Consider the following 20,185-nt stretch of genomic DNA (forward strand, 5'->3'; position numbering starts at 1 on the left):
CGGTCAGTGCTTGATGCCGGCGTCGAGCAACGCGAGCTGCAACATCGCCTGGGCGAGATACTTCTGCACCATTCGGTCGGAAACGCCGAGCTCGGCAGCAATCTCGCGAGTGGAGAGGCCGTGGATCTGCGCCATGACGAATGCGTCCCTCGCTTTATCCGACAGCCGGCTGATGAGCGCGCCGACTTCCATCAGCGTCTCGATGACGATCGCGCGATATTCGGGCGAGGGCTCGCAAGGTTCCGGCTGGGCGGCAAGCGCGTCGAGCCACGCCTGCTCGACCTGACGGCGGCGGAACAGGTCGATGCACATGCCCTGTGCCATCGCACGCAAGTAGGCGCGTGCCTCGGCGTCGCTGTCGAACCCCTTGGGCGCCGGCTTGAGGATCAGGCGGAGAAACGCGTCCTGGGCAAGGTCCGCAGCATCGAAAGCGTTACCCAGCCGCCTGCGCAACCATCCCTGCAACCAGCCGTGGTGGTCGCGATAAAGAGCCTGCACATCCTGGTGGAGGGCGAGTTGAGCGGCGGACATGGAGCACCCCTTCTGCGTCAAACGTGAATGACAAGAAGCCAAATACGAATCATTCGCGTTTATAAACCAATTCAGTCGGTTTACGCAATATTTCGCAATTAGGGGCCGCATCGATAGGCCACGATATCAGCGCCTTCTATTCATCAGACATTTTCATGGGCGCCTTTCGTTTCCCGCTTCGGCATGTCGCACGTCATTTCGCCTTGGGATTCGCGACACACTCAGACGACGACAGTTGTAGCCCGTGATCCAATGCCCTTCGCCAGACATTCGGGACACACTCCGTCGATCACAAGAGACGCGGCGTGGAACTTGAAGCGATGTCCCGAAACGACGCGCTCGAACTGCTGGTTCAATTCGTCTTCGTAGAGATCGCAAATCGCTCCACAGTACCGACTGACGTTGCCCGCGAATTTCGTATCCCCGCCCGAGCCAGTTCCGAGTAAATGGCTTTATGGTCTTACGTAAGGATTCCCTGCTACATCACGTGCCGCGAATGCTTGAGCGTTCGTTAACGTTGGCATAGATCAACTCGGGGCACGGACGCGAGGTATGGTTTTCCCTGCGTCCGAGAAGCGCGGCGTGCCTTCGCGCGTGTGAGCATTCATTCGAATGCCGGAGATCGCAAGCGTGTCATGAAGGCGCCCGGCCTCGTCGGGGACAATCGAACGAGCGTCACCCCGCTCGCGATATTTGCGTCTTCGAGCAAATCAGTCGAATCGGAAGGTACCCGAACGGCGGTGTCGGCGGGCAAGCAGTCTCACGCAATGCGCAACATTGCATCCGGCAACGGCGTCCTGCACGCTCATGAGTCGAGCGAAGTCATGCCCGATTGCAGGTAGTTCTGGATGCCGACCTTCTGAACCAGTTCCAACTGCGTTTCCAGCCAGTCGATGTGCTCTTCCGTGCCGTCGAGAATGTTCTCGAGAATTTCGCGCGACACGTAGTCCTGCACCGATTCGCAGTACGCGATCCCTTCCTTGCAGGTTGCCTGTGCAACCCGCTCGAGCTTCAGGTCGCATTCGAGAATCTCTTCCGTGTGTTCGCCGATGAGAAGTTTGTGCAGATCCTGAAGATTCGGCAATCCGTCGAGCATGAATATGCGCTCGATGAGTGCGTCCGCATGTTTCATCTCGTCGATCGATTCCTCATATTCATGCTTGCCCAGCTTGTTGAGCTGCCAATGACGATACATACGAGCGTGCAGGAAATACTGGTTGATCGCCGTCAGCTCGTTCTTGAGTTGAGCGTTCAGATAATCGATGACATTCTTGTCGCCTTTCATCACAGCTCTCCCGTTCAGCCTGTACATGCACACGACATATCCAGAACCTACAATAGTCGGCGACCGGGCCACTCGCAAACGACTTCTCAGCGAAAGAGGCCAATCAAGCATGTCAATCGTCGTGTAGTGCGAATGATTTCAATTCCTGTTCAAAACCCTCTGTGCAGCGAAGCCTATCGGGCCACTGCCCCGGAATCAAACCCCGCTCCGCATATCGCCCTGACACAAAACCAGGGAGATATTGCAGTTCGGTATCGGCGAATGAAGGTCCGCATTCTGCGACACCCCGACAAACTTGCGCTCAGGATGCGGATGGCTCAGGAAATCATGATGCGATATGTGATAGGCACCGCCAGTCTGAACACGATACGGGCCACCGACACGCAAATGCGCAATCTCTACATCGCGCGCAAGCACGTCGTCGATCAGCGTGTGTTCAAGGTCGATCACGACGAAATCGAAACCTGCGGCAGCGATGAGCTCGACGGTCAGCGGCGCCGGCGTCGAGCACAACAACCCGACCAGCGATGGTCCGTCGGAATCTCCGATCCGCGACTTCAGCGAACGCGGCGGTAGCGTGTTCGATGTCATGCGTACTCCGGCTGTGCGAGTGGATTCGCCGTCGCGCGTGTCCGCAGACGAATCTCGGGCAGGAAGCGGCGGCTGGCAAGCAGTTCGATCTCCATCTCCGGTGCCAAGCAGTCGAACAATACGAAGCGTTCCGCGAGATCCGGACACTGCACCTAATACTCATGGATCGCGCGAGAGACGATCGCCCAGAATTCAGCCTCCTTCCGATTGAAATGGCAGGAGAAGAACCAGGCGATCTCCGCGAGATTGACGAAGAACAGCGCATCGCACGTGAAATCGCGCAACTGGTCGGCGTCGTCGGTCTCGATGAACGAATTGGGATTGACTCGCGCGTGCTCGGCAGGCGGAGCGTCGAGCGCCGGCGGAGCCACCGACAGCCATTGCTTCGAGTACCGCACGCCGTCGTGAAAGTCCTTGGCGACACGCGTGGGCATCCCGTTGGCGTGCAACAGCACCATGTTCTGGGCGTGCGACTCGAGCGCGGTGCCGTTACGCCACCGGCAGCCACGCCCGCTCCACGAGCCGGCGAACCCATGTCCGCACACCATGCCGTGCAACCCAGTTCCGCGATCAGCGGTCGGCCGTCGGCATCGATGTGTGTGAGCGCGGTTATCTGACGCTGCCGGACACGTACCGGCAGATCGCGCGCCTGCTCGTTCCCGAGCTGACGCGGCGCGGGCGCTACCCGGTCGCCGGTGTGCCGGGATCGTTTCGGGAAAAGCTGTTCGGCTTCGCGTGGAGCCACACGCAACTCGACTACGTCGACGGCTCGTCACGCAAGTTCAACAACTACGACGTGAACGGGCGTTACCAGATCACGCCGGCGGCGACGCTGATCGGCGTCTACACGTTCACCGACGGACGCGCGAGCGGCCTGCCGGGCACCGGCGGCCAGACACTGAAGCCGCGCTGGCGCCAGTTCACGCTCGGGTTCGACTACGCGTTGTCGAAGCGCCCCGACATCTATCTGTCCGGCATCTACCAGCTCGCGGCCGGCGATGCGAGCACCGCGACGTCGGGCGGCTATCGCAAGATCGCAGCGATCTCGAACATCGGCACCGCGTCGTCGACGAATCGCCAGGCCGCACGCGTCAGCGGGCTGCGCGTGAAGTGCTGATCGCGCACACCGCGGGGGCGACGGGCGCGGCGCGATAAGCAAAGCGGGAATCGTTGTTTGTCGCGCTGCGCCCGGTTGCCGAGAATGTCCGTTTTTCCGCATGGTGCCGCGCCCGCGCGCGGCACGGCTTCGATCATGACCGACTCTCCTTCCCGCCCACGCCGCACCGGCCGACGCGCGGCGCTGCGCCAGCTCGCCGGCGGGTGGGCGGCGGCGATGCTGCCGGCCGGCGGCGCGCTCGCAAGCCCGCCGCCTGCACCGCTGGACGTGCCGCCGTGGACGCGCACGCCCGGCGCACCGTTGCTGTCGCCCCCGTATGGCCTGCCGGGCGCGCACGAACGCGACGTCGTCCGTCGCAGCGCGCGCACGCCGACGCTGCCCGGCGCCGGCTCGTCGATGACGCCGCTCGCCGACCTGTTCGGCGACATCACGCCGAACGGTCTCGTCTACGAGCGCCATCATGCCGGCGTGCCCGACATCGACGCGCAACGCCATCGCGTCGTCGTGCACGGCCTCGTGCGCGAACCGCGCATCTTCACGCTCGACGACCTGCTGCGCTTTCCGTCGGAGTCACGCATTCACTTCCTTGAATGCTCGGGCAATACCGGCAGCGAATGGAACGGCCCGAGCGGGCTGCCCGTCCAGTTCACGCACGGGCTGCTGTCGTGCTGCGAATGGACGGGCGTGCGGCTGTCGACGCTGCTCGACGAAACGGGCATCGACCCGGCCGCGCAGTGGCTGCTTGCCGAAGGCGCGGACGGCGCGGCGATGACCCGCAGCCTGCCGCTCGACCGGATTCTCGAACGCGCGCTCGTCGTCTATGCGCAGAACGGCGAGCGGCTGCGCCCCGAGAACGGCTATCCGGTGCGGCTGATCGTGCCGGGTTTCGAAGGCAACACGAACATCAAGTGGCTGCGGCGGCTGAAGCTGGTGCGCGCGCCGGAGATGACGCGCGAGGAAACGTCGAAATACACGAACCTGCTGCCGAACGGCTGCGCACGCCAGTTCGTATTCGAGATGGACGCGAAATCGGTAATCACGCGCCCGTCGGCCGGCCACCGGCTCGCGTCGCACGCCTATTACCCGATCAGCGGCTATGCGTGGTCGGGGCGCGGTCGGGTTCGCGCGGTCGACGTCTCGACCGACGGCGGTCGCACCTGGCGCGCCGCGCGGCTTGCGAGCGACGTGCGCGATCGCGCGCTGACGCGCTTCGAAGCGGACTGGGTCTGGAACGGCGAGCCGGCCGACCTGCAAAGCCGCGCGACCGACGATACGGGCTACGTCCAGCCGACCCGGGCCGCGCTCGTCGCCGCACGCGGCGTCAACTCGCAATACCACTACAACGGCATCCAGAACTGGCGCGTCGGCGCGGACGGCGAGGTGCGCAATGCGTAAGACGATTGCGCGACGGCTCGCGTCGCTCGCGATTGCGTCGGGAACGATCGGCGCAATCGCGCCGCCAGCGTTGCCCGCGTTCGGCGCAGGCTTCGGCCTGGGTCAGCCGGTCGACCGCGCGGCGCTCGCCGCATGGGACATCGACGTGGCGCCCGACGGCAGCGGCCTGCCACGCGGTGCGGGCACGGTCGCGCGCGGCGCGCACGTGTTCGCGGACAAGTGCGCGATGTGTCATGGCACCGGCGGCCAGGGTGGTATCGGCGATCCGCTTGTCGGCGGCATCGGCTCGCTCGCCGGTGCGAAGCCGAAGAAGACGGTCGGCAGCTACTGGCCGTATGCGACGACGCTGTTCGATTACATCCGCCGTGCGATGCCGTACAACGCGCCGCAATCGCTGAGCGCGGACGAAGTCTATGCGGTCACCGCGTACGTGCTGCGCCTGAACGGCATCGTGCCCGACGACGCAACGCTCGACGCACGCACGCTGCCGCGCGTGAAGATGCCGAACCGCGACGGCTTCGTGCCCGACCCGCGGCCGGGACAGCTGTGACGCGACGCGATCCGCCGGCCCGCACACCGGCTATCGCCATTCCGCGCCCGCCGGCATCGTGCCGGATTCTTTCGTTCGGCGCCAGCGCGTCCCGTATGGAGCCCACCTTGACCGACACCTCCGTCGCCGCCCAGGCCGATGCACCGCTCGCGCCAACGCCGTTCGTCAACGTCCGTTCACCGGCCGATTTCCCCGACAGCCCCGTGTCGCGCGTGCTCGCGCAGCCGCTGATGCTCGGGCTGTTCCTGCCGATCCAGGCCGGCGGCTGGAGCGCATCGACGCTGCCGCGCTCGACCGACTGGACGTTCGACTACAACGCCGACCTGGTCGCGCGCGCCGAAGCACTCGGTTTCGATCTCGTGTTCGCGCTGTCGCAGTGGCTGCCGAAAGGCGGCTACGGCGGCGTGTTCGACGGCCAGGCGCTCGACTCGTTCATGACACTGGCGGCGCTCACGGCGCGCACGGAACGAATCATCCTCGTCGCGACGAGCCACGTGCTCTACGGTCCGTGGCATCCGCTGCATTTCGCGAAGTTCACGGCGACGCTCGATCACATCTCGCACGGACGCTGGGGCATCAACGTCGTGACCGGCCACCGCGCGATCGAGCACGAGATGTTCGGCTGGAACCGGATCGAGCACGACCGGCGCTACGAGATGGCGGCGGAATTCGTCGACGCGGTCAGTCAGTTGTGGGCGCAACCGGACAACTTCAGCTACGCGCCCGCGCTGTCGAGCTGGCGGCTCTCCAGCGCGTTCGTCACGCCGAAGCCACGCTACGGCCGCCCGCTCCTGATCAACGCGACGGGCTCCGACGCGGGCATCGATTTCGCGGCCCGCTATTCGGACATCGTGTTCATCACGAGCCCGGCCGGCCCGGACGTCGATCTCGCGCTCGACGCGCTGCCCGCGCATACGGCCCGAGTCAAGGCAGCAGCCGCCGAGCGTGGCCGGACGATCCGCACGCTGCTCAATCCGCTCGTGATCTGCCGCGAGACGACGGCCGAAGCACGCGCATACCGCGACGCGATCGTCGCGCATGCGGACGAAGGCAGCTTCCATCGCTTCGACAGCGACGCGCATGCGTGGCGCGGCGGCTTCGAACAACGCGCACAGGCGGCCGCGCGCGCGATCGGCGGCAACATCTCGATCACCGGCTCGCCCGAGGAAGTCGCCGACTACATCGTGCGACTGCATCGGGCCGGCATCGACGGCATCCAGTTGAGCTTCTACGACTTCAAGCCGGATCTCGACTTCTTCGGCGCGCGCGTGCTGCCGCTGCTGCGCGACGCCGGCCTGCGACGCTGAATTCAGGCGGCCGGCGCGGCGAACGTGCGCCACGCGGGCCGCTGCAGTCCGAGATGATCGCGCAGCGTGCGACCGGCGTACTCGCTGCGAAACAGCCCGCGACGCCGCAGTTCGGGTAGCACAAGTTCGATGAAATCGTCGAGGCCGCCGGGCAAGGTCGGCGCCATCACGTTGTAGCCGTCCGCGCCGTAACGCACGAACCGTTCCTCGAGCGCGTCGACGATCTGCTCCTGCGTGCCGACGAGCTGCCAGTGACCGCGCGCACCCGCGATGCGCAGATAGAGTTCGCGTATCGTCAGGTTCTCGCGGCGCGCGAGTTCGAGCGTCAGCGTCTGCCGGCTCTTGCTCGCATTGGTTTCCGGCAGCGGCGGGATCGGGCCGTCGAGCGGATACGCGGACAGATCGACGCCGCCCGTCAGGCCGGACACGAGCGCGAGCCCGACCTTCGGGTCGATCAGCGCCTGCAGCGCGTCGAATTTCTCCTTCGCTTCGCTTTCGGTGCGGCCGACCACCGGAAAGACGCCCGGCATGATCTTCAGCGTGTCGGGGTCGCGGCCGAACGCGGCGAGCTGGCCCTTCACGTCCGCGTAGAACGCAATCGCGTCGTCGAGCGTCTGCTGGGCGGTGAAGATCACCTCGGCCGTACGCGCGGCCAGCCGCGTGCCGGCCGGCGACGAACCGGCCTGCACGACAACCGGATGCCCCTGCGGCGCGCGCGCGACGTTCAGCGGCCCGCGCACCTGAAAGAAGCGGCCGCGATGATCGAGCACCTGGCGTTTGTCGGGATCGAAGAAGCGGCCGCTTGCGCGATCGCGCACGAACGCGTCGTCGTCCCAACTGTCCCACAGCCCGCGCACGACGTCGGCAAACTCCTCCGCGCGTGCATAGCGTTCGCCATGATCGAAATGCGCGTCGCGGTTGAAGTTGCGCGCTTCGTGCGCGCTCGACGACGTGACGAGGTTCCATCCTGCGCGGCCGCCGCTGATGTGATCGAGCGACGCGAACTTGCGCGCGATGTGGAACGGCTCGTTGAAGCTCGTCGATGCGGTACCGACGAGGCCGATGCGTTCGGTGACGGCCGCGAGCGCGGCCAGCAGCGTCAGCGGTTCGAACTGCGCGACGTAGCTGTGCGCGGTGCGGCTCAGGAACTCGACGTCGTCGCCGCGCGTGCCGACGCCGTCCGCGAGAAACACGAGATCGAACTTCGCGGCCTCGGCCGCCTGCGCAAGCCGCACGTAGTGACGAAAGTCGACGCCGGCATCCGCCTGTGACCCAGGGTGGCGCCATGCGGCGATGTGATGGCCGGTCGGATACAGGAACGCGCCAAGGTGCAGGTGGCCGGTACGGGTCGTCATCAGGAGGTTTTCCGGGAAGTGGGCTGCGGGCGCAGCGGGATCAGAACACGCGTCCTTCGGTCGGGTATCTGCTGGATGAAGTGATCGTCGCGCGCGGTCGGCGCCGGGCTGTGCAGCACCGGCCGGCCGTGCGCGAGCACATAGCGGCGCGCGTCGGCCACCACGTTGCGCACGATGCCCGCGGCCGTCGCGACGAGATGCAGTTGCCGCAGCGCACCGCAGTGGCGCCCGACGAGCGTCGAGCCGTCGCGCGCCGCGATTTCGTCCGCGAACACCTGCACGTCGTGCAGCAGCAGGCTGCCGCTCGCGGTCATGCGCTGGCCCATGCCGTCCCAGTCGTCGAGCACCTGCACGCCATCGCGCGCGACCGGAATGATCAAGGCGAGCGGGTCGCCCTGCTCGCTCTCGACGTTGATGCGCGCGAAATCGGCAAACGCGGTGCCCGTCGAATAGTATTTGCGGCCCGTCACGCGATGATGCTCGCCGTCGCGGCGCAGCACGGTCGTGTTCTCGCATCCGCAGCACGCCGAGGGCGGAGCGGCGAAAGAGCGCGAAACCTTCGAATGGCAGTTCGCGACGTGCTTCGCGTTGGGCGGCATCGCGCCCGATCCCGATCGCGAGGTCGGGCAATGCGGCGAGCGCGGCGTGCAGTGCGTCGCGCGTATCGGCGCCATGACGGGCATTCATTCAGCGGTTCCTCATCCCGAAAGGCGAGGGCTCGCCGCACGATTGCGCGATCCGCCGCCGCAGCCCGCAGGCGGCACCGAAAAGTATAGGGACGCATCCGGCGTGCGTGAAAAACCGATTTCAGCTTTGGTTATGCGTGCGCCGGGAATGCGCAGGCACTTGCAGCGATGTGCTCAGTGCTGGATGCCCCAGCGGCGCACGGTCACGCGTTCGAGCGTATCGAACACGAGGTGCTCGACGAGCAGGCCGATCACGATGACGGCCGCGAGGCCCGCGAACACGCGGTCGGTATACAGCTCGTTGCGGTTCTGGAAGATGTACCAGCCGAGTCCGCCCTGCCCCGCGCTCGCGCCGAACACGAGCTCCGCCGCGATCAGCGTGCGCCACGCGAATGCCCAGCCGACGCGCAGCCCCGACAGGATCGACGGCAGCGCGGCCGGCACGAGGATCAGCGCGATCTGGCGCAGGCCCGTGAGGCCGTAGTTGCGCCCGGCCATCTTCAGCGTGGCCGGCACGCCGGCGAAACCCGTGTACATGCTGAGCGCGAGCGGCCACAGCACCGCGTGCACGAGCACGAACAGCAGGCTGCCGGTGCCGAGCCCGAACCACAGCAGTGCGATCGGCAGCAACGCGATCGACGGCAGCGGATTGAACATCGACGTGAGCATCGACAGCACGTCGCGGCCGATGCGCGTCGACACCGCGAGCGACGTCAGCACGAACGCGAACAGCACGCCGAGCGCATAGCCGCGCAGCAGCACCGAAATCGAGATACCCGTCTTCACGAGCAGTTCGCCCGACGCGATGCCTTGCACGAACGCGGCCAGCGTCGCGCCGAAGGTCGGCACGAGCAGATCGTTCGCGACGATGCGCGCGACGATTTCCCACGCGGCGATCAGCACGAGCGCGATCGCGGCGCGACGAAACCCGCTCGCGCCGACGATCCGACGCAACAGCGGCGCGGGTGTCGCACGCTCGGCGGCGGGCGGTGTGTCGAGCGCGTGCACGTATTCGGCGCGAACGGGCGGCAGCGGCGGCAGGACCGGATCGATCGCGCTCATGATGCGGTTGCCTCGGTGGCCGGCGCGGCACGCGTTTCGTTCGCCACGCCGGTATCGAACAGCAGGCGATGAATGCGCGCGACGCTGTCGCGGAAGTCGCCGCTGCCGACGCTGTCGAGCGAATGGTCGTGGCTGTTGAGCTCCGCGCGCACGCGGCCCGGATGCGGCGACAGCAGCAGGATCCGGTTGCCGATCACGAGCGCCTCCTCGATCGAATGCGTGACGAACAGCAGCGTGAAGCGGAACTCGTCCCACAGCCGCAGCAGTTCTTCCTGCATCTTGCGGCGCGTGAGCGCGTCGAGCGCGGCAAACGGCTCGTCCATCAGCAGCACGCGCGGCTGCATCGCGAGTGCGCGCGCGATCGCGACGCGCTGCTTCATGCCACCGGACAGCGTATGCGGATACGCGTCGGCGAACGCGGCAAGGCCGACCTTGTCGAGATAGTGCAGCGCGCGCTCGCGCGCCTCGGCGCGCGACAGCTTCGCGGCCGCACGCAACGGAAACGCGACGTTCTCGACGACCGTCTTCCACGGCGGCAACTGGTCGAATTCCTGGAACACGACGATGCGGTCGGGGCCCGGCCCGTGCACGGGCCGGCCATCGAGCGCGATCGAACCCGACACGGGCTCGATGAAGCCGGCGATCGCCTTCAGCAACGTCGACTTGCCGCAACCCGACGGGCCGAGCAGCACGAAACGGTCGCTGCCGTACACGTCGAAGCTGACCTGGTGGGTCGCGCGGACGATCCGCGCGCCGGTTCGGTATTCGAGGCTCACGCGCTCGACCGCCAGCAGGCGCTCGCTGTGCGCGCCGGCCGGCGCGGCCTGCGGCGCGGGCCGGCTCGCGGTGCGGGCCGCGTCTGTGGCGGGAGGCGCGGCCGGCGCAGCGGCACCGCGCGCCGCATAGGGCGGCAACCCGATTCGGGGAGAAGTGGCGTTCACGATCGAAACTCTTGCGGGTAAAGCATCAACATACGGCGGCGCGGTGCGCGGCCCAACCAACGATTGCGCATATCGAAACCGCGTCGACGCATAAGCGTCGATCGCGACGTCGCAACGCCACCGCCGCTCAACTGCCGCCGGCCGTCGCCGGATCGTCGAAGAAGTAATCGCGCCACGACTTCGGCTCGTTGCGGATCGCACCGGTGCGATACATGAACTGCGCGAGCTTCAGCGTGTTCTGCGGTGCCGTCTTGAACTGCACCTGCGGATTGCGCAGGATCTTCAGCAACAACGCGCGATCGATCTTCGAATCGTTTACGCGAATATAGGTGTCGGCCGCGCGCTCGGGGTCGGCCGCGATCTGGCGCGCCGCATCGGCGAGCGCGGCGACGAACGCGCGATACGTCTTCGGGTTGTCGTCGCGGAATTTCCCGGTCGCATACAGCACCGTCGCGGAGCTCGGGCCGCCGAGCACGTCGTAGGAATTCAGCACGATGTGCGCGTTCGGATTGCCCGCGAGTTCCTGCTCCTGAAACGGCGGATTGCCGAAGTGGCCGGTAATCACGTTGCTGTTCGCGAGGATCGCGGCCGTCGCGTCGGGATGCGGAATGGCCTGCGTGAGCGGATCGAGCTTGTCGAACTGCTTGTCGCCCCATTGCTTCGCGGCCGCGTACTGCAGCACGCGCGACTGCACCGACACGCCGACGGCCGGCACCGCAATGCGGTCCTTCGCGCCCAGGTCGGCGATCGTCTTCACGTTCGGGTTGCTGCTGACGAGGTAGTACGGAAAATTGCCGAGCGACGCGACGCCCTTCACGTTCTGCCGGCCGCGGGTGCGGTCCCACACGGTCAGCAGCGGCCCGACGCCCGCGCCGGCGATGTCGACCGCGCCCGACAGCAGCGCGTCGTTCACGGCCGCACCGCCCGACAGCCGCACCCAGTCGACCTTGATGTCGAGGCCGGCCTTGCGCCCTTCCTTCTCGATCAGTTGCTGGTCGCGCGCGACGTTCAGCATCAGGTAGACGACGCCGAACTGCTCGGCGATGCGGATGCGGCCTTCCGCGTGCGCGGCTTGCGGCGTGCCGGCGGCGGCGAAGGCCAGCGCAGCGGTGAGCGAGGCGGCCAGAGCGCGGCGCGCAAACAGGGTCGTGCGGCGCAGTGCCGGCGAAAGCGGAAACGACATCGGAACTCCAGTGAGAATGACGCTGCGAAGCGAAGACGTGACGCTCAGAACGGCGCGTCGCCTTCGATCGTCGTGCGGTACAGCTTGCGGCGCAGATGGTCGGGGGTGCCGGCCGCGAGATGCATCAGCGAGCGGTTGTCCCAGAACACGAGGTCGTGGTCGCGCCAGTGGTGCCGGTGCAGATGCTCGGCGCGCACGCTGTGCGCGAACAGTTCGTCGAGCAGCGCGCGGCTTTCGTCCTCGGGCACGTCGACGATGCGCGTCGTGAAATGCTCGCTGACGAACAGCGCCCGGCGTCCCGTTTCCGGATGCGTGCGCACGACCGGGTGCACCACCGCTTCGACTTGCGCGATCTGCTCGGCCGACAGGTTCGGCCGCCACGGGCTGCGCGCCTGCAACTCCGCATAGCGCGCCAGATACGTGTGCTCGGCGCGCCGTCCTTCGACCGCGCGACGCAGATGCGCGGGCAGCGTGTCCCAGGCGAGATGCATGTTTGCGAACAGCGTGTCGCCGCCCTCGGCCGGCAGCTCCTGCGCATGCAGCAGCGAACCGAGGCTCGGCTTTTCCTTGTACGACAGGTCGGAGTGCCAGAAATGGCCGGCGTCGCCGAGCCCGATCGGCTTGCCGTCCTCGACGATGTTCGACACGATCAGCACTTCCGGATGCGCGGCCAGCGCGAACTGGTGCAGCACGTGGATCTGCAGCGGGCCGAAGCGGCGGCTGAATGCGATGTGTTTGTCCGGCGTGATGCGCTGGTCGCGAAACACCAGCACGTGATGGTCGAGATGCGCGCGGTGGATGCGCGCGAAATCCGCGGCGTCGAGCGGTTGCGACAGGTCGATGCCGACGACTTCGGCGCCGAGCGGCGCATCGAACGGGACGATGTCGAAGCGCTGCGCGCCGGCCTCGGGCGGCAACGCGGGGCGATGGCCGGCGAACGTCGATGCTGCGGTGCGGATGGCGGGAGTCGTCACGATACAGCCCTTGATTCGGTAAAGATGCGAATCTACGAGCGCGTGCCGGACTGCGTCAACGAAGCGATTCGGATACGTTTATCTGCTGCAGCGATAAAGATCGCTGCTCGGGCGGCGGGCCTGTAAAACGAGCCGCCGGCCGCCCGACGCGCCGTCGATCCGTCCGCTCACATCACCGGCTTGCGACGATGCCGGCTCGACATCGAGCGACGACAGCGGCCACGGCCGATCGCCCGCATCGTCGTGCGCGTCTTGCGCGTTCGGCCACCGCTTGCCGGTCGGGTCGCGCCCGGCGGTTCGCCCGAATCGTCCGGCACGCCCTGGTGCGCGCGGTCGCTGCATTCATGGGCGCTCAGTCGGCCGCCGGAATCCATGCGGCAGTCGCCGCGTCGCTCGCGCGGAACGCAGGAAACTTCGCGCCGAGTTCGGCCACGGTGCGAATGTCGTTTTTCACGAGATCGTCGCGCGTGATCAGTGTCGGCTTGACCGCGATGCGCGCGCCCGGGTCCTGGCCGGCGACCAGCAGTGCCGCCGCGCGCACCGACACGGCGCCGACGACCGCGGGATTGGTCGCGGCCGTCGCGACCCACGCGCTGTTCGGCGCGCGGATCGCCTCGATGTCGGCCGTCGAGATGTCGGCACTGTAGATGCGGATCTTCGACGACAGCCTCGCTTCGTCCGCGGCGAGCTTCGCGCCGCGCGCAAACTCGTCGTAAGGCGCAAAGACGACACGGATATCCGGATTCGCGCGATACGCCGCGGCCGCCTGATTCGCGACCGATTGCGCGATCGGATTGTCGACGGTGCCCCAGCGCGCCTTCTCCCGCACCTTCGGATGCGCGCGCTTGAAGTCGCGCCACGCGGCATCGCGCCGGTCGAGCGGCGCAAAACCGGCCACGTAGACGTAACCGGCCGAGAACGCGTCGCCGTTGTCCTTGACGGCCTGCCCGAGCAGCAGGTTGGCCAGGTCGCGATCGTTCTGCTCGATCTGCGGCACCTTCGGATTGCCGAGGTCGACGTCGAACGCGACGACCTTGATGCCTTTGTCCAGCGCACGCTGCACGACGTCCTTCAGCGATTCCGGCAGGCCGTGATTGACGATGATCGCGGACACGCCGATGCTGATCGCCTGCTGGATCTGCTCGCGCTGCTCGGCCGCATCCTGCCGGCCCTCGTAGATGCGCAGATCGACGCCGAGCGCACGCGCCTGCTTCTGCGCGCCGGCCTCGTAAGCCTGGAAGAAGTCGCCGGTCGACAGATAGTTGACCAGCGCGATCTTCACGCCGCCCTTGTCGAACGGCGCGGGCGCGCCCTTGAGCGGACCGGCCTGCGCGGCGGGCGCGCCCAGCACAGTCGCGAAACACAGCATGAGCGCACCGATCTTCAGATCGACGCGCGATTTCCGGCAAAGCAACGAGCGCATGGCGGGCCTGTCTCCACATGGGACGATATGGGCGCCAATCTATCAGCGCGGCACGCGAACGCAAACCGAGCGATTCGGAAATGGATATTACTTCGGATGGCAAACCGTTACGCATAACGATCCGGCGGACAGACTCCGGCCCACGCGGCGCATCACGGCATGCGCATCACGCGCGCGCATCCGTACGGCGGCCAATGCCGAACGTGAACGCCAGCGCGAGCACGAGCAGCGCCCCCTTGATGAAATCCTGCATGTAGTACGGCGCGTTCAGCATCGTCAGCCCGTTGAGCAGCACGCCGACGAATACCGCGCCGACGACCGTACCGAACACGTTGGGCCGCTTCGCGCCCCATACTGCATAACCGATCAGCGCGGCGGCCACCGCATCGAGCAGCAGCGAATGGCCGGCGCTCACGTCGCCGCGACCGACCCGCGCGGCGATCAATACGCCGCCGAGCGACGCGATCGCACCCGATACGACATACGCGGCGCCCCGGTAGCGCGCGGCGGGCGCACCGGCAAGCCGCGCGGCCGTCTCGTTGCCGCCGATCGCATAGATCACGCGGCCCCACCGGGTCGCCTCCATCGCGACGCAGGTCGCTGCCGTGACCGCTGCGAGCAGCAGCACCGGCAACGGCACCACGTCGAACACGCGCAGCCGGCCAAGCGCAAGAAAAGCGTCGGGGAACACGCCGGTCGCATCCGTGCCGTCGGGCAGCACCGAGCCGGTCGCGAGTGAACGGCCGCCGGTCGGAATCAATTGCAGGCCGGCCATCAGGAACAGCGTGCCGAGCGTCGCGAGCTGGTCCGGCACGCGCAGGCGCGTAATCAGCACGCCGTTGAACAACCCGGCGGCCACGCCAAGCGTCACGCAGGCGATCACCGCCGCCAGCGTGCTGCCGTGCCACACGACCAGCACATAGCTGGCGGCCATCTGTGCGGTCGCGGCCACGCTGCCGACCGACAGGTCGAAACCGCCGGCCGCGAGCGTGATCGTCACGCCGATGCCGAGCAACGCGACGATCGACACCGACTGCAGGATGCTGAACAGATTGTCGACGTTCAGGAACGCCGGTTCCCTGAGCGCAAATCCGATCACCAGGAAGATCAGCACCAGCAGGATGCCCGTGCGCTCGAGGGCATCGCGAATGCGGGCTGCTGCGGCACGCGGCCGTTCGACCGGCGCGGCATGGTGGTCGACGGAAGAAGTCACGATTTTCATGAGCAGGCACGCAAGGCGGAGGACGTTGGCGGCAAGTCATCGATCGTCGCGCGATCGAACCGCACGATACGATCCGCGATCTCGGCCGCTTCTTCGAGATCGCTGACGAACACGATCGTCGCGCGCGCATGTGCATGACGCCGCAGCGTATCGACGATATCGGCCCGCGCGCCGGCATCGATGCCCTGAAACGGCTCGTCGAGCAGCAACAGCCGCGCGGGTTCGGCATGCCAGCGTGCGAGCACGACCTTCTGCTGATTGCCGCCGGACAGGCGGACCACGCGATCGTCCGGACCCGTGCAGCGGATGCCGAACCGCTCGATCGCCGCCGCGGCGGCCGCGCGTTCGCGCGCCCTGCCCACCGGGCCGCGCGCGAACCAGCGCGACAGGAACGGAAAGCCGATCGTGCCCGCGATCGAAGCGAACGGCACACTGTCGGGAAACAGCGACGTGCGCCAGCGGTCCTCGCCGGCCAGAAAGACGCCGGCGCGAATCGCGTCGGCCGGCGAACGCGGGCGCCACGGCCGCCCGTCGAGCGTCATGTCGCCGGCCGCCGCGCGCGCGGCGCCGAAGATCGTATTCGCGAGGCGCGACTTGCCGCCGCCGACCGGGCCCGCGATCGCGACGATCTCGCCGCGCCGGACATCGAGGTCGAACGGCGCACTGGCCGGCGTCAGCCGGATACGCCGCATGCTGAACGCGGCGTCCGACTCGCGCGACGCGGTGCGAGCCGGCACCGGCTCGCGCGTTTTCGGCAACGGCCGCCCGATCATCGTCTCCACCGCCGCATCGAAATCGACGGGCGCGGGCAGATCCGCGACGATCCGGCCGTCGCGGACGATCGCCACGCGATCGGCGATGCGGCGCAAATCGCCGAGCCGATGCGACACCAGCAGGATTGCCACGCCATCGCCGCGCAACGCGTCCAGCAGCACGAAGAGCCGTTCCGCCTCCGGCGCGGACAAGCTGGCGGTCGGCTCGTCGAGTATCAGCAGCGACGGCTGCCCGCCAAGCGCACGCGCCAGCGTCACGCGCTGCTGGTCCGCCAGCGACAGCGACGCCAGCGGCGCGGCCAGGTCGACGTCGAGCCCGACCCGCTCAGCGAGCGGCCGCGCCGCGGCCCGCCGCGCGGCAGGCGTCGCGCGCCACGGCGACGCCCGATCGCACAGCCGGTCGAGCAACAGGTTGTCGGCGATCGACAGCGTCGGCACGACGGCGTCGGCGACCGACTGGTGCACGGTCGCGACGCCGAGCCGCTTGGCCGCGTGCGGCGACGCCGGTCGATACGGTTCGCCGCGCAGCATCAGCGTACCTCCGTCCGGCCGCAGCACGCCGCTCAGGATCTTGACGAACGTCGACTTGCCGGCGCCGTTCGCGCCCATCAACGCGACGACTTCGCCCGCGTCGATCGACAGGTTCAGCGCCGACAGCGCGACGGTCGCGTCGAAGCGCTTCGCGATGCCGGCGGCGCTCAGGACGGGCGGCGACGCCGATCGATGCGATCGATCTTCACGCGTCGCACCGGCGGTCTCATTTGCCGTCATATTCATGCCGGAAGCTCCTGCTGGCGGGCACGGCGCGGTAGCAACCGGAACAGCGCGTCATGGTTCATGTCACGCAACTCCCCCGATAATCGTTCCGTATCGACCGGCGCATCAGCGTCCGTCAGAGGCGGCTTGCCGGAACGACGCGCCATGCGCGGTGTCCGGCAGGCGGTCGCGGCCGCTCAGCCGCGAGCGGAAGGTACCGGCCGGCGCCGTCGTCCGGTACAGTCCGCGCTTTTTCAGTTCCGGCACGATCAGTTCGGCAAAATCGTCGAGCGTGCCCGGGCTGATCAGCGGGTTGAGCATGTAGCCGCTCGTCGTCGACTGCCGTGCATGCTCGGCGATCCGATCGGCGACTTCGTCGGGCGAGCCGACGAGGATCAGGTCGGTGCCGCGCGTGACGCTCGCGAACTTGCGCCGCACGTCGCCGGCAGTGAGCGGCTTGCCGCTGCCGTCGGGCCGCACGACGTACGACGTGAGCCCTTCCGTCTGCGTCGTTAGCGGTTCGTCGTCCGCATAGCGGTCGATGTCGATGCCGGTGTCGCCCGCATAGCTGACGAGTTGCGCGTGCTGGTGATAGTGCTGCTGCAGCGTGTGGTATTTCTCCTTCGCGTCGCTCGGCGAGCGCGCGGTCACGATCCGCAGCACGGTCAATGACTTCACGTCGTCCGCCGCACGGCCGCGCTCGGTCGCCAGCCGGCGAAGCTCGTCGAGCCCCGCACGAATTTCGTGCGGATTCGACTTCGCGACGAACACCACCTCCGCGTGCTTCGCCGCGAACTCACGTCCGCGCCCGGACCAGCCGGCCTGGATCAGCACGGGCGAGCGCTGCGGCGACGGCGCACAGACGTGCGGCCCCTGCACGCGATAATGCGTGCCCTCGTGCGCGATCGGCCGCACGCGGTCGCCGCGCGCATAGCGCGGCGCGTGCTTGTCTGCGACGACCGCATCGTCCGCCCAGCTCCCTTCCCACAGTTTGTACACGACGTCGAGAAACTCCTCCGCGCGCGCGTAGCGTTCGTCGTGGCCGATCATCCGGTCGAGCCCGAAGTTGCGCGCCGCACTCGTCAGGTAGGACGTCACGATGTTCCAGCCGATCCGGCCGTTGCTCAGATGATCGAGCGTGCTGAAGCGGCGCGCGAGCGCGAACGGATGCTCGTAGGTCGTGCTCGCGGTCACGCCGAACGCGAGCCGCTCGGTCTGCGCGACGAGCGCCGGAATCAGCATCATCGGATCGTTCGCGGGCGACTCGACCGCCCATCGCAGTGCCGCGTCGGCCGACCCGCCATATACGTCGTACAGGCCGAGCACGTCCGCGAAAAACAGCATGTCGAGATCGGCCTGCTCGGCCGTGCGCGCGAGGTCCGACCAGAACGCGAGCGTATTCGCGCGCAGCCGTTCGTCGGCCGGATGGGTCCACAGGCTCGGCGCGCCGCCGCAGCCGACGCTGGCTTGTTCATACAGGGAAAACAGCAAGGGACGAGGATCGGACATCGTGGAATTCGTTACCAGGGCAGGAATCAGTTGGGTGTCGCCCACGCGCCCGACGATGCGCGGCGGCGTCGGGCACGCATGCGAGCGTCGGGCGCGCGCGTCAGATAGCGATTGACGCGCTTCTCGAGACGGGCGGCCGGAATGGTCAGCAGCGCGACCAGCACGACATAGACGACAGCCGCGCCGGCCAGCGGTTCGTACACGCGCAACGTCTCGAAACGCAGCGTATTGGCCGTCCCCATCACGTCGAACACGGTAACGGTCGACGCGAGGACGGTCGATTTCAGCAGCAGGATCGCCTCGCCGGTGAGCGCGGGCAGCGCGAGCCGCCACGCGCGCGGGCCGACGATCCGGCGCAGCACCTGCACGCGCGTCATCCCGTATGCGTGCCCGGCTTCGATCTCTTCGGCCGGCACGCCGGCGATCGCGCCGCGCAGGATCGTCGCGACATACGCGCTCTCGTTCACGCTCAACGCGACGATCGCGTACCAGAACGCGTCGCGCAGCAGCGGCGATGCCCAACTGTCGCGCATCCATTCGCGCGGGACGATCTGCCCGAATCCGTAGTACAGCAGATAGAGCTGAACGAGCAGCGGCGTGCCGCGAATCAGCATGAGCCAACCGCGCGCGGACCAGCGCAGCGGCGCATGGCGCGCACCGGCGGCGAGCGCGAGCGGCACGCCCAGCAGCACGCTCGCCGCGCCAGAAACGAGCGTCAGCGCGAGCGTCGTCGGCACCGCGGCGAGCAGCTTCGGCATCACCGTATCGAGCAGGAACGGCAGCGAGAAGATCATGCGGCGCGCCTCGTGCCACGGCTCGCATGCCGCTCGAGCGCCGCGAAGATGCCCGTCGACGCGATGCTCAGCAGCAGGAACAGCGCGGCCGTGACGAGATAGAAGAATACGTAGTGCCGCGTCGCGCCGGCTGCGAGCTGGCTCGCCTTCAGCAGATCCGTGAACGAGCCGAGCACGCTGATGAACGACGCGTCCTTGGTCGCGTTCAGCCACACGTTGCCGACGCCCGGCAACGCAAGCCGCGCGGCGGCCGGAAGCCGGATGCGCGTCAGTGTCTGCCACGGCGTCATCCCGTACGCGTGCGCGGCTTCGACCTGGCCGGCCGGCACGTTGACGAGCGCCGCGCGGAAGATGTCGGTCAGATACGCGCCCTGGATGAACCCGAGCGACAGTGCGGCGACGACGAACGGATCGAATGCGAAGCCGTCGGACACGATCCCGCTGTCGCGAAGCGCATGCTCGACGGCCGGTGCCACCGCATAGAATGCGAGCAGCAGGCACAACAGCTCGGGCAGCGCGCGCACGAGCGTCGTGTAGAGCCGCGCGAGCCATGCGAGCGGCGCGTGCCGCGACAGCTTGCCGAGCGCGCCGGCGATGCCGAGCAGCACGCCGGCGCAGAACGACGCTGCCGCGACGCCGAACGTCAGTGCGAACGCGCCCGCAAACACGCGGCCATAGCCGCCGTCGCCGAATGCGAGCAACGCGAGCAGCGAATCGTCCGCGGCCATCGG

Annotated in this window: 18 protein-coding genes and 3 pseudogenes; 4 read left to right on the plus strand and 17 right to left on the minus strand. The window is 67.4% G+C overall.

Translation table 11 applies throughout. From position 1 onward, the window contains the following. Positions 1 to 3: 3 nt before the first annotated feature. The 4 genes and pseudogenes from AQ610_RS28500 to AQ610_RS38255 form a co-directional block, all read right to left on the minus strand. Entirely contained in the window at positions 4 to 531 is a 528-nt protein-coding gene (locus AQ610_RS28500; protein WP_006029567.1) for a sigma-70 family RNA polymerase sigma factor, read from the minus strand. 805 nt (positions 532 to 1,336) lie between these two features. Next, a complete protein-coding gene (bfr, locus tag AQ610_RS28505; RefSeq protein WP_006029566.1) occupies positions 1,337 to 1,816 on the minus strand; it encodes a bacterioferritin in 480 nt (159 codons plus the stop codon). 195 nt (positions 1,817 to 2,011) lie between these two features. Then, on the minus strand, positions 2,012 to 2,407 hold the full coding sequence (locus AQ610_RS37750) for an HpcH/HpaI aldolase family protein (RefSeq protein WP_231749093.1): 396 nt from the start codon (positions 2,405 to 2,407) through the stop codon (positions 2,012 to 2,014). Further along, positions 2,404 to 3,020: pseudogene (locus tag AQ610_RS38255) on the minus strand (IucA/IucC family C-terminal-domain containing protein); the annotation flags it as partial. The gene AQ610_RS37750 and the pseudogene AQ610_RS38255, both read right to left, overlap by 4 nt. 114 nt (positions 3,021 to 3,134) lie before the next feature. Here AQ610_RS38255 and AQ610_RS28520 point away from each other — a divergent pair. The 4 genes and pseudogenes from AQ610_RS28520 to AQ610_RS28535 all read left to right on the plus strand — a co-directional run. Beyond that, positions 3,135 to 3,524: pseudogene (locus tag AQ610_RS28520) on the plus strand (porin); the annotation flags it as partial. Between the two features lie 135 nt (positions 3,525 to 3,659). Beyond that, positions 3,660 to 4,919: a sulfite dehydrogenase gene (soxC, locus tag AQ610_RS28525; RefSeq protein WP_043283352.1), complete on the plus strand. Its 1,260-nt coding sequence runs from the start codon at positions 3,660 to 3,662 to the stop codon at positions 4,917 to 4,919. Then, positions 4,912 to 5,469, plus strand: coding sequence for a c-type cytochrome (locus tag AQ610_RS28530; RefSeq protein WP_006029561.1), 558 nt, complete (start codon positions 4,912 to 4,914; stop codon positions 5,467 to 5,469). Before soxC ends, AQ610_RS28530 begins: the two co-directional genes overlap by 8 nt. 107 nt (positions 5,470 to 5,576) lie before the next feature. Next, a complete protein-coding gene (locus tag AQ610_RS28535) occupies positions 5,577 to 6,776 on the plus strand; it encodes an LLM class flavin-dependent oxidoreductase (protein WP_009916984.1) in 1,200 nt (399 codons plus the stop codon). 2 nt (positions 6,777 to 6,778) lie between these two features. On the opposite strand, the gene AQ610_RS28540 is transcribed toward AQ610_RS28535, so the two are convergent. The 13 genes and pseudogenes from AQ610_RS28540 to AQ610_RS28600 form a co-directional block, all read right to left on the minus strand. Next, the gene (locus AQ610_RS28540) at positions 6,779 to 8,131 is read right to left on the minus strand and encodes an LLM class flavin-dependent oxidoreductase (protein WP_006029559.1); all 1,353 of its coding nucleotides are present in this window, start codon (positions 8,129 to 8,131) and stop codon (positions 6,779 to 6,781) included. Between the two features lie 65 nt (positions 8,132 to 8,196). Then, positions 8,197 to 8,818, minus strand: a pseudogene (locus tag AQ610_RS28545) (acyl-CoA dehydrogenase family protein); the annotation flags it as partial. A gap of 173 nt (positions 8,819 to 8,991) precedes the next feature. Further along, positions 8,992 to 9,879, minus strand: coding sequence for an ABC transporter permease (locus AQ610_RS28550; RefSeq protein WP_006029557.1), 888 nt, complete (start codon positions 9,877 to 9,879; stop codon positions 8,992 to 8,994). Then, positions 9,876 to 10,820, minus strand: coding sequence for an ABC transporter ATP-binding protein (locus AQ610_RS28555; RefSeq protein ID WP_374189338.1), 945 nt, complete (start codon positions 10,818 to 10,820; stop codon positions 9,876 to 9,878). The genes AQ610_RS28550 and AQ610_RS28555 overlap by 4 nt, the downstream gene beginning before the upstream one ends. A gap of 127 nt (positions 10,821 to 10,947) precedes the next feature. Continuing rightward, positions 10,948 to 12,003 carry an ABC transporter substrate-binding protein gene (locus tag AQ610_RS28560; protein WP_006029555.1) on the minus strand — a complete coding sequence of 352 codons (1,056 nt, stop codon included), beginning with the start codon at positions 12,001 to 12,003 and terminating at the stop codon, positions 10,948 to 10,950. 44 nt (positions 12,004 to 12,047) lie between these two features. Beyond that, complete coding sequence (locus AQ610_RS28565) at positions 12,048 to 12,977, minus strand: TauD/TfdA dioxygenase family protein (RefSeq protein WP_006029554.1); 930 nt, start codon at positions 12,975 to 12,977, stop codon at positions 12,048 to 12,050. Between the two features lie 78 nt (positions 12,978 to 13,055). Then, positions 13,056 to 13,319 (minus strand): hypothetical protein, encoded by a 264-nt coding sequence (locus AQ610_RS28570; protein ID WP_006029553.1) that lies wholly within the window; start codon positions 13,317 to 13,319, stop codon positions 13,056 to 13,058. Between the two features lie 10 nt (positions 13,320 to 13,329). After that, positions 13,330 to 14,400: a substrate-binding domain-containing protein gene (locus AQ610_RS28575; protein WP_006029552.1), complete on the minus strand. Its 1,071-nt coding sequence runs from the start codon at positions 14,398 to 14,400 to the stop codon at positions 13,330 to 13,332. 166 nt (positions 14,401 to 14,566) lie between these two features. After that, entirely contained in the window at positions 14,567 to 15,622 is a 1,056-nt protein-coding gene (locus AQ610_RS28580) for an ABC transporter permease (protein WP_006029551.1), read from the minus strand. Continuing rightward, complete coding sequence (locus AQ610_RS28585) at positions 15,619 to 17,172, minus strand: sugar ABC transporter ATP-binding protein (protein ID WP_043283338.1); 1,554 nt, start codon at positions 17,170 to 17,172, stop codon at positions 15,619 to 15,621. Before AQ610_RS28585 ends, AQ610_RS28580 begins: the two co-directional genes overlap by 4 nt. Before the next feature lie 105 nt (positions 17,173 to 17,277). Beyond that, entirely contained in the window at positions 17,278 to 18,660 is a 1,383-nt protein-coding gene (locus tag AQ610_RS28590) for an LLM class flavin-dependent oxidoreductase (protein WP_043283337.1), read from the minus strand. A 26-nt stretch (positions 18,661 to 18,686) separates the two neighbouring features. Further along, positions 18,687 to 19,454 carry an ABC transporter permease subunit gene (locus tag AQ610_RS28595; RefSeq protein WP_006029548.1) on the minus strand — a complete coding sequence of 256 codons (768 nt, stop codon included), beginning with the start codon at positions 19,452 to 19,454 and terminating at the stop codon, positions 18,687 to 18,689. Next, positions 19,451 to 20,182, minus strand: coding sequence for an ABC transporter permease (locus tag AQ610_RS28600; RefSeq protein ID WP_006029547.1), 732 nt, complete (start codon positions 20,180 to 20,182; stop codon positions 19,451 to 19,453). The genes AQ610_RS28595 and AQ610_RS28600 overlap by 4 nt, the downstream gene beginning before the upstream one ends. Positions 20,183 to 20,185 lie beyond the last annotated feature (3 nt).

The sequence above is a fragment of the Burkholderia humptydooensis genome (genome assembly GCF_001513745.1).
Taxonomy (GTDB): domain Bacteria; phylum Pseudomonadota; class Gammaproteobacteria; order Burkholderiales; family Burkholderiaceae; genus Burkholderia; species Burkholderia humptydooensis.

Bases quoted from the DNA above. Each gene is read 5' to 3' on its own strand.
- AQ610_RS28570 (WP_006029553.1), bottom strand. From the start codon at position 13,319: ATGCAGCGACCGCGCGCACCAGGGCGTGCCGGACGATTCGGGCGAACC.
- AQ610_RS28575 (WP_006029552.1), bottom strand. From the start codon at position 14,400: ATGCGCTCGTTGCTTTGCCGGAAATCGCGCGTCGATCTGAAGATCGGT.
- AQ610_RS28550 (WP_006029557.1), bottom strand. From the start codon at position 9,879: ATGAGCGCGATCGATCCGGTCCTGCCGCCGCTGCCGCCCGTTCGCGCC.
- AQ610_RS28530 (WP_006029561.1), top strand. From the start codon at position 4,912: ATGCGTAAGACGATTGCGCGACGGCTCGCGTCGCTCGCGATTGCGTCG.
- AQ610_RS28585 (WP_043283338.1), bottom strand. From the start codon at position 17,172: ATGAATATGACGGCAAATGAGACCGCCGGTGCGACGCGTGAAGATCGA.
- AQ610_RS28560 (WP_006029555.1), bottom strand. From the start codon at position 12,003: ATGTCGTTTCCGCTTTCGCCGGCACTGCGCCGCACGACCCTGTTTGCG.
- AQ610_RS28590 (WP_043283337.1), bottom strand. From the start codon at position 18,660: ATGTCCGATCCTCGTCCCTTGCTGTTTTCCCTGTATGAACAAGCCAGC.
- bfr (WP_006029566.1), bottom strand. From the start codon at position 1,816: ATGAAAGGCGACAAGAATGTCATCGATTATCTGAACGCTCAACTCAAG.
- AQ610_RS28540 (WP_006029559.1), bottom strand. From the start codon at position 8,131: ATGACGACCCGTACCGGCCACCTGCACCTTGGCGCGTTCCTGTATCCG.
- soxC (WP_043283352.1), top strand. From the start codon at position 3,660: ATGACCGACTCTCCTTCCCGCCCACGCCGCACCGGCCGACGCGCGGCG.
- AQ610_RS28500 (WP_006029567.1), bottom strand. From the start codon at position 531: ATGTCCGCCGCTCAACTCGCCCTCCACCAGGATGTGCAGGCTCTTTAT.
- AQ610_RS28595 (WP_006029548.1), bottom strand. From the start codon at position 19,454: ATGATCTTCTCGCTGCCGTTCCTGCTCGATACGGTGATGCCGAAGCTG.
- AQ610_RS28600 (WP_006029547.1), bottom strand. From the start codon at position 20,182: ATGGCCGCGGACGATTCGCTGCTCGCGTTGCTCGCATTCGGCGACGGC.
- AQ610_RS37750 (WP_231749093.1), bottom strand. From the start codon at position 2,407: ATGACATCGAACACGCTACCGCCGCGTTCGCTGAAGTCGCGGATCGGA.
- AQ610_RS28580 (WP_006029551.1), bottom strand. From the start codon at position 15,622: ATGAAAATCGTGACTTCTTCCGTCGACCACCATGCCGCGCCGGTCGAA.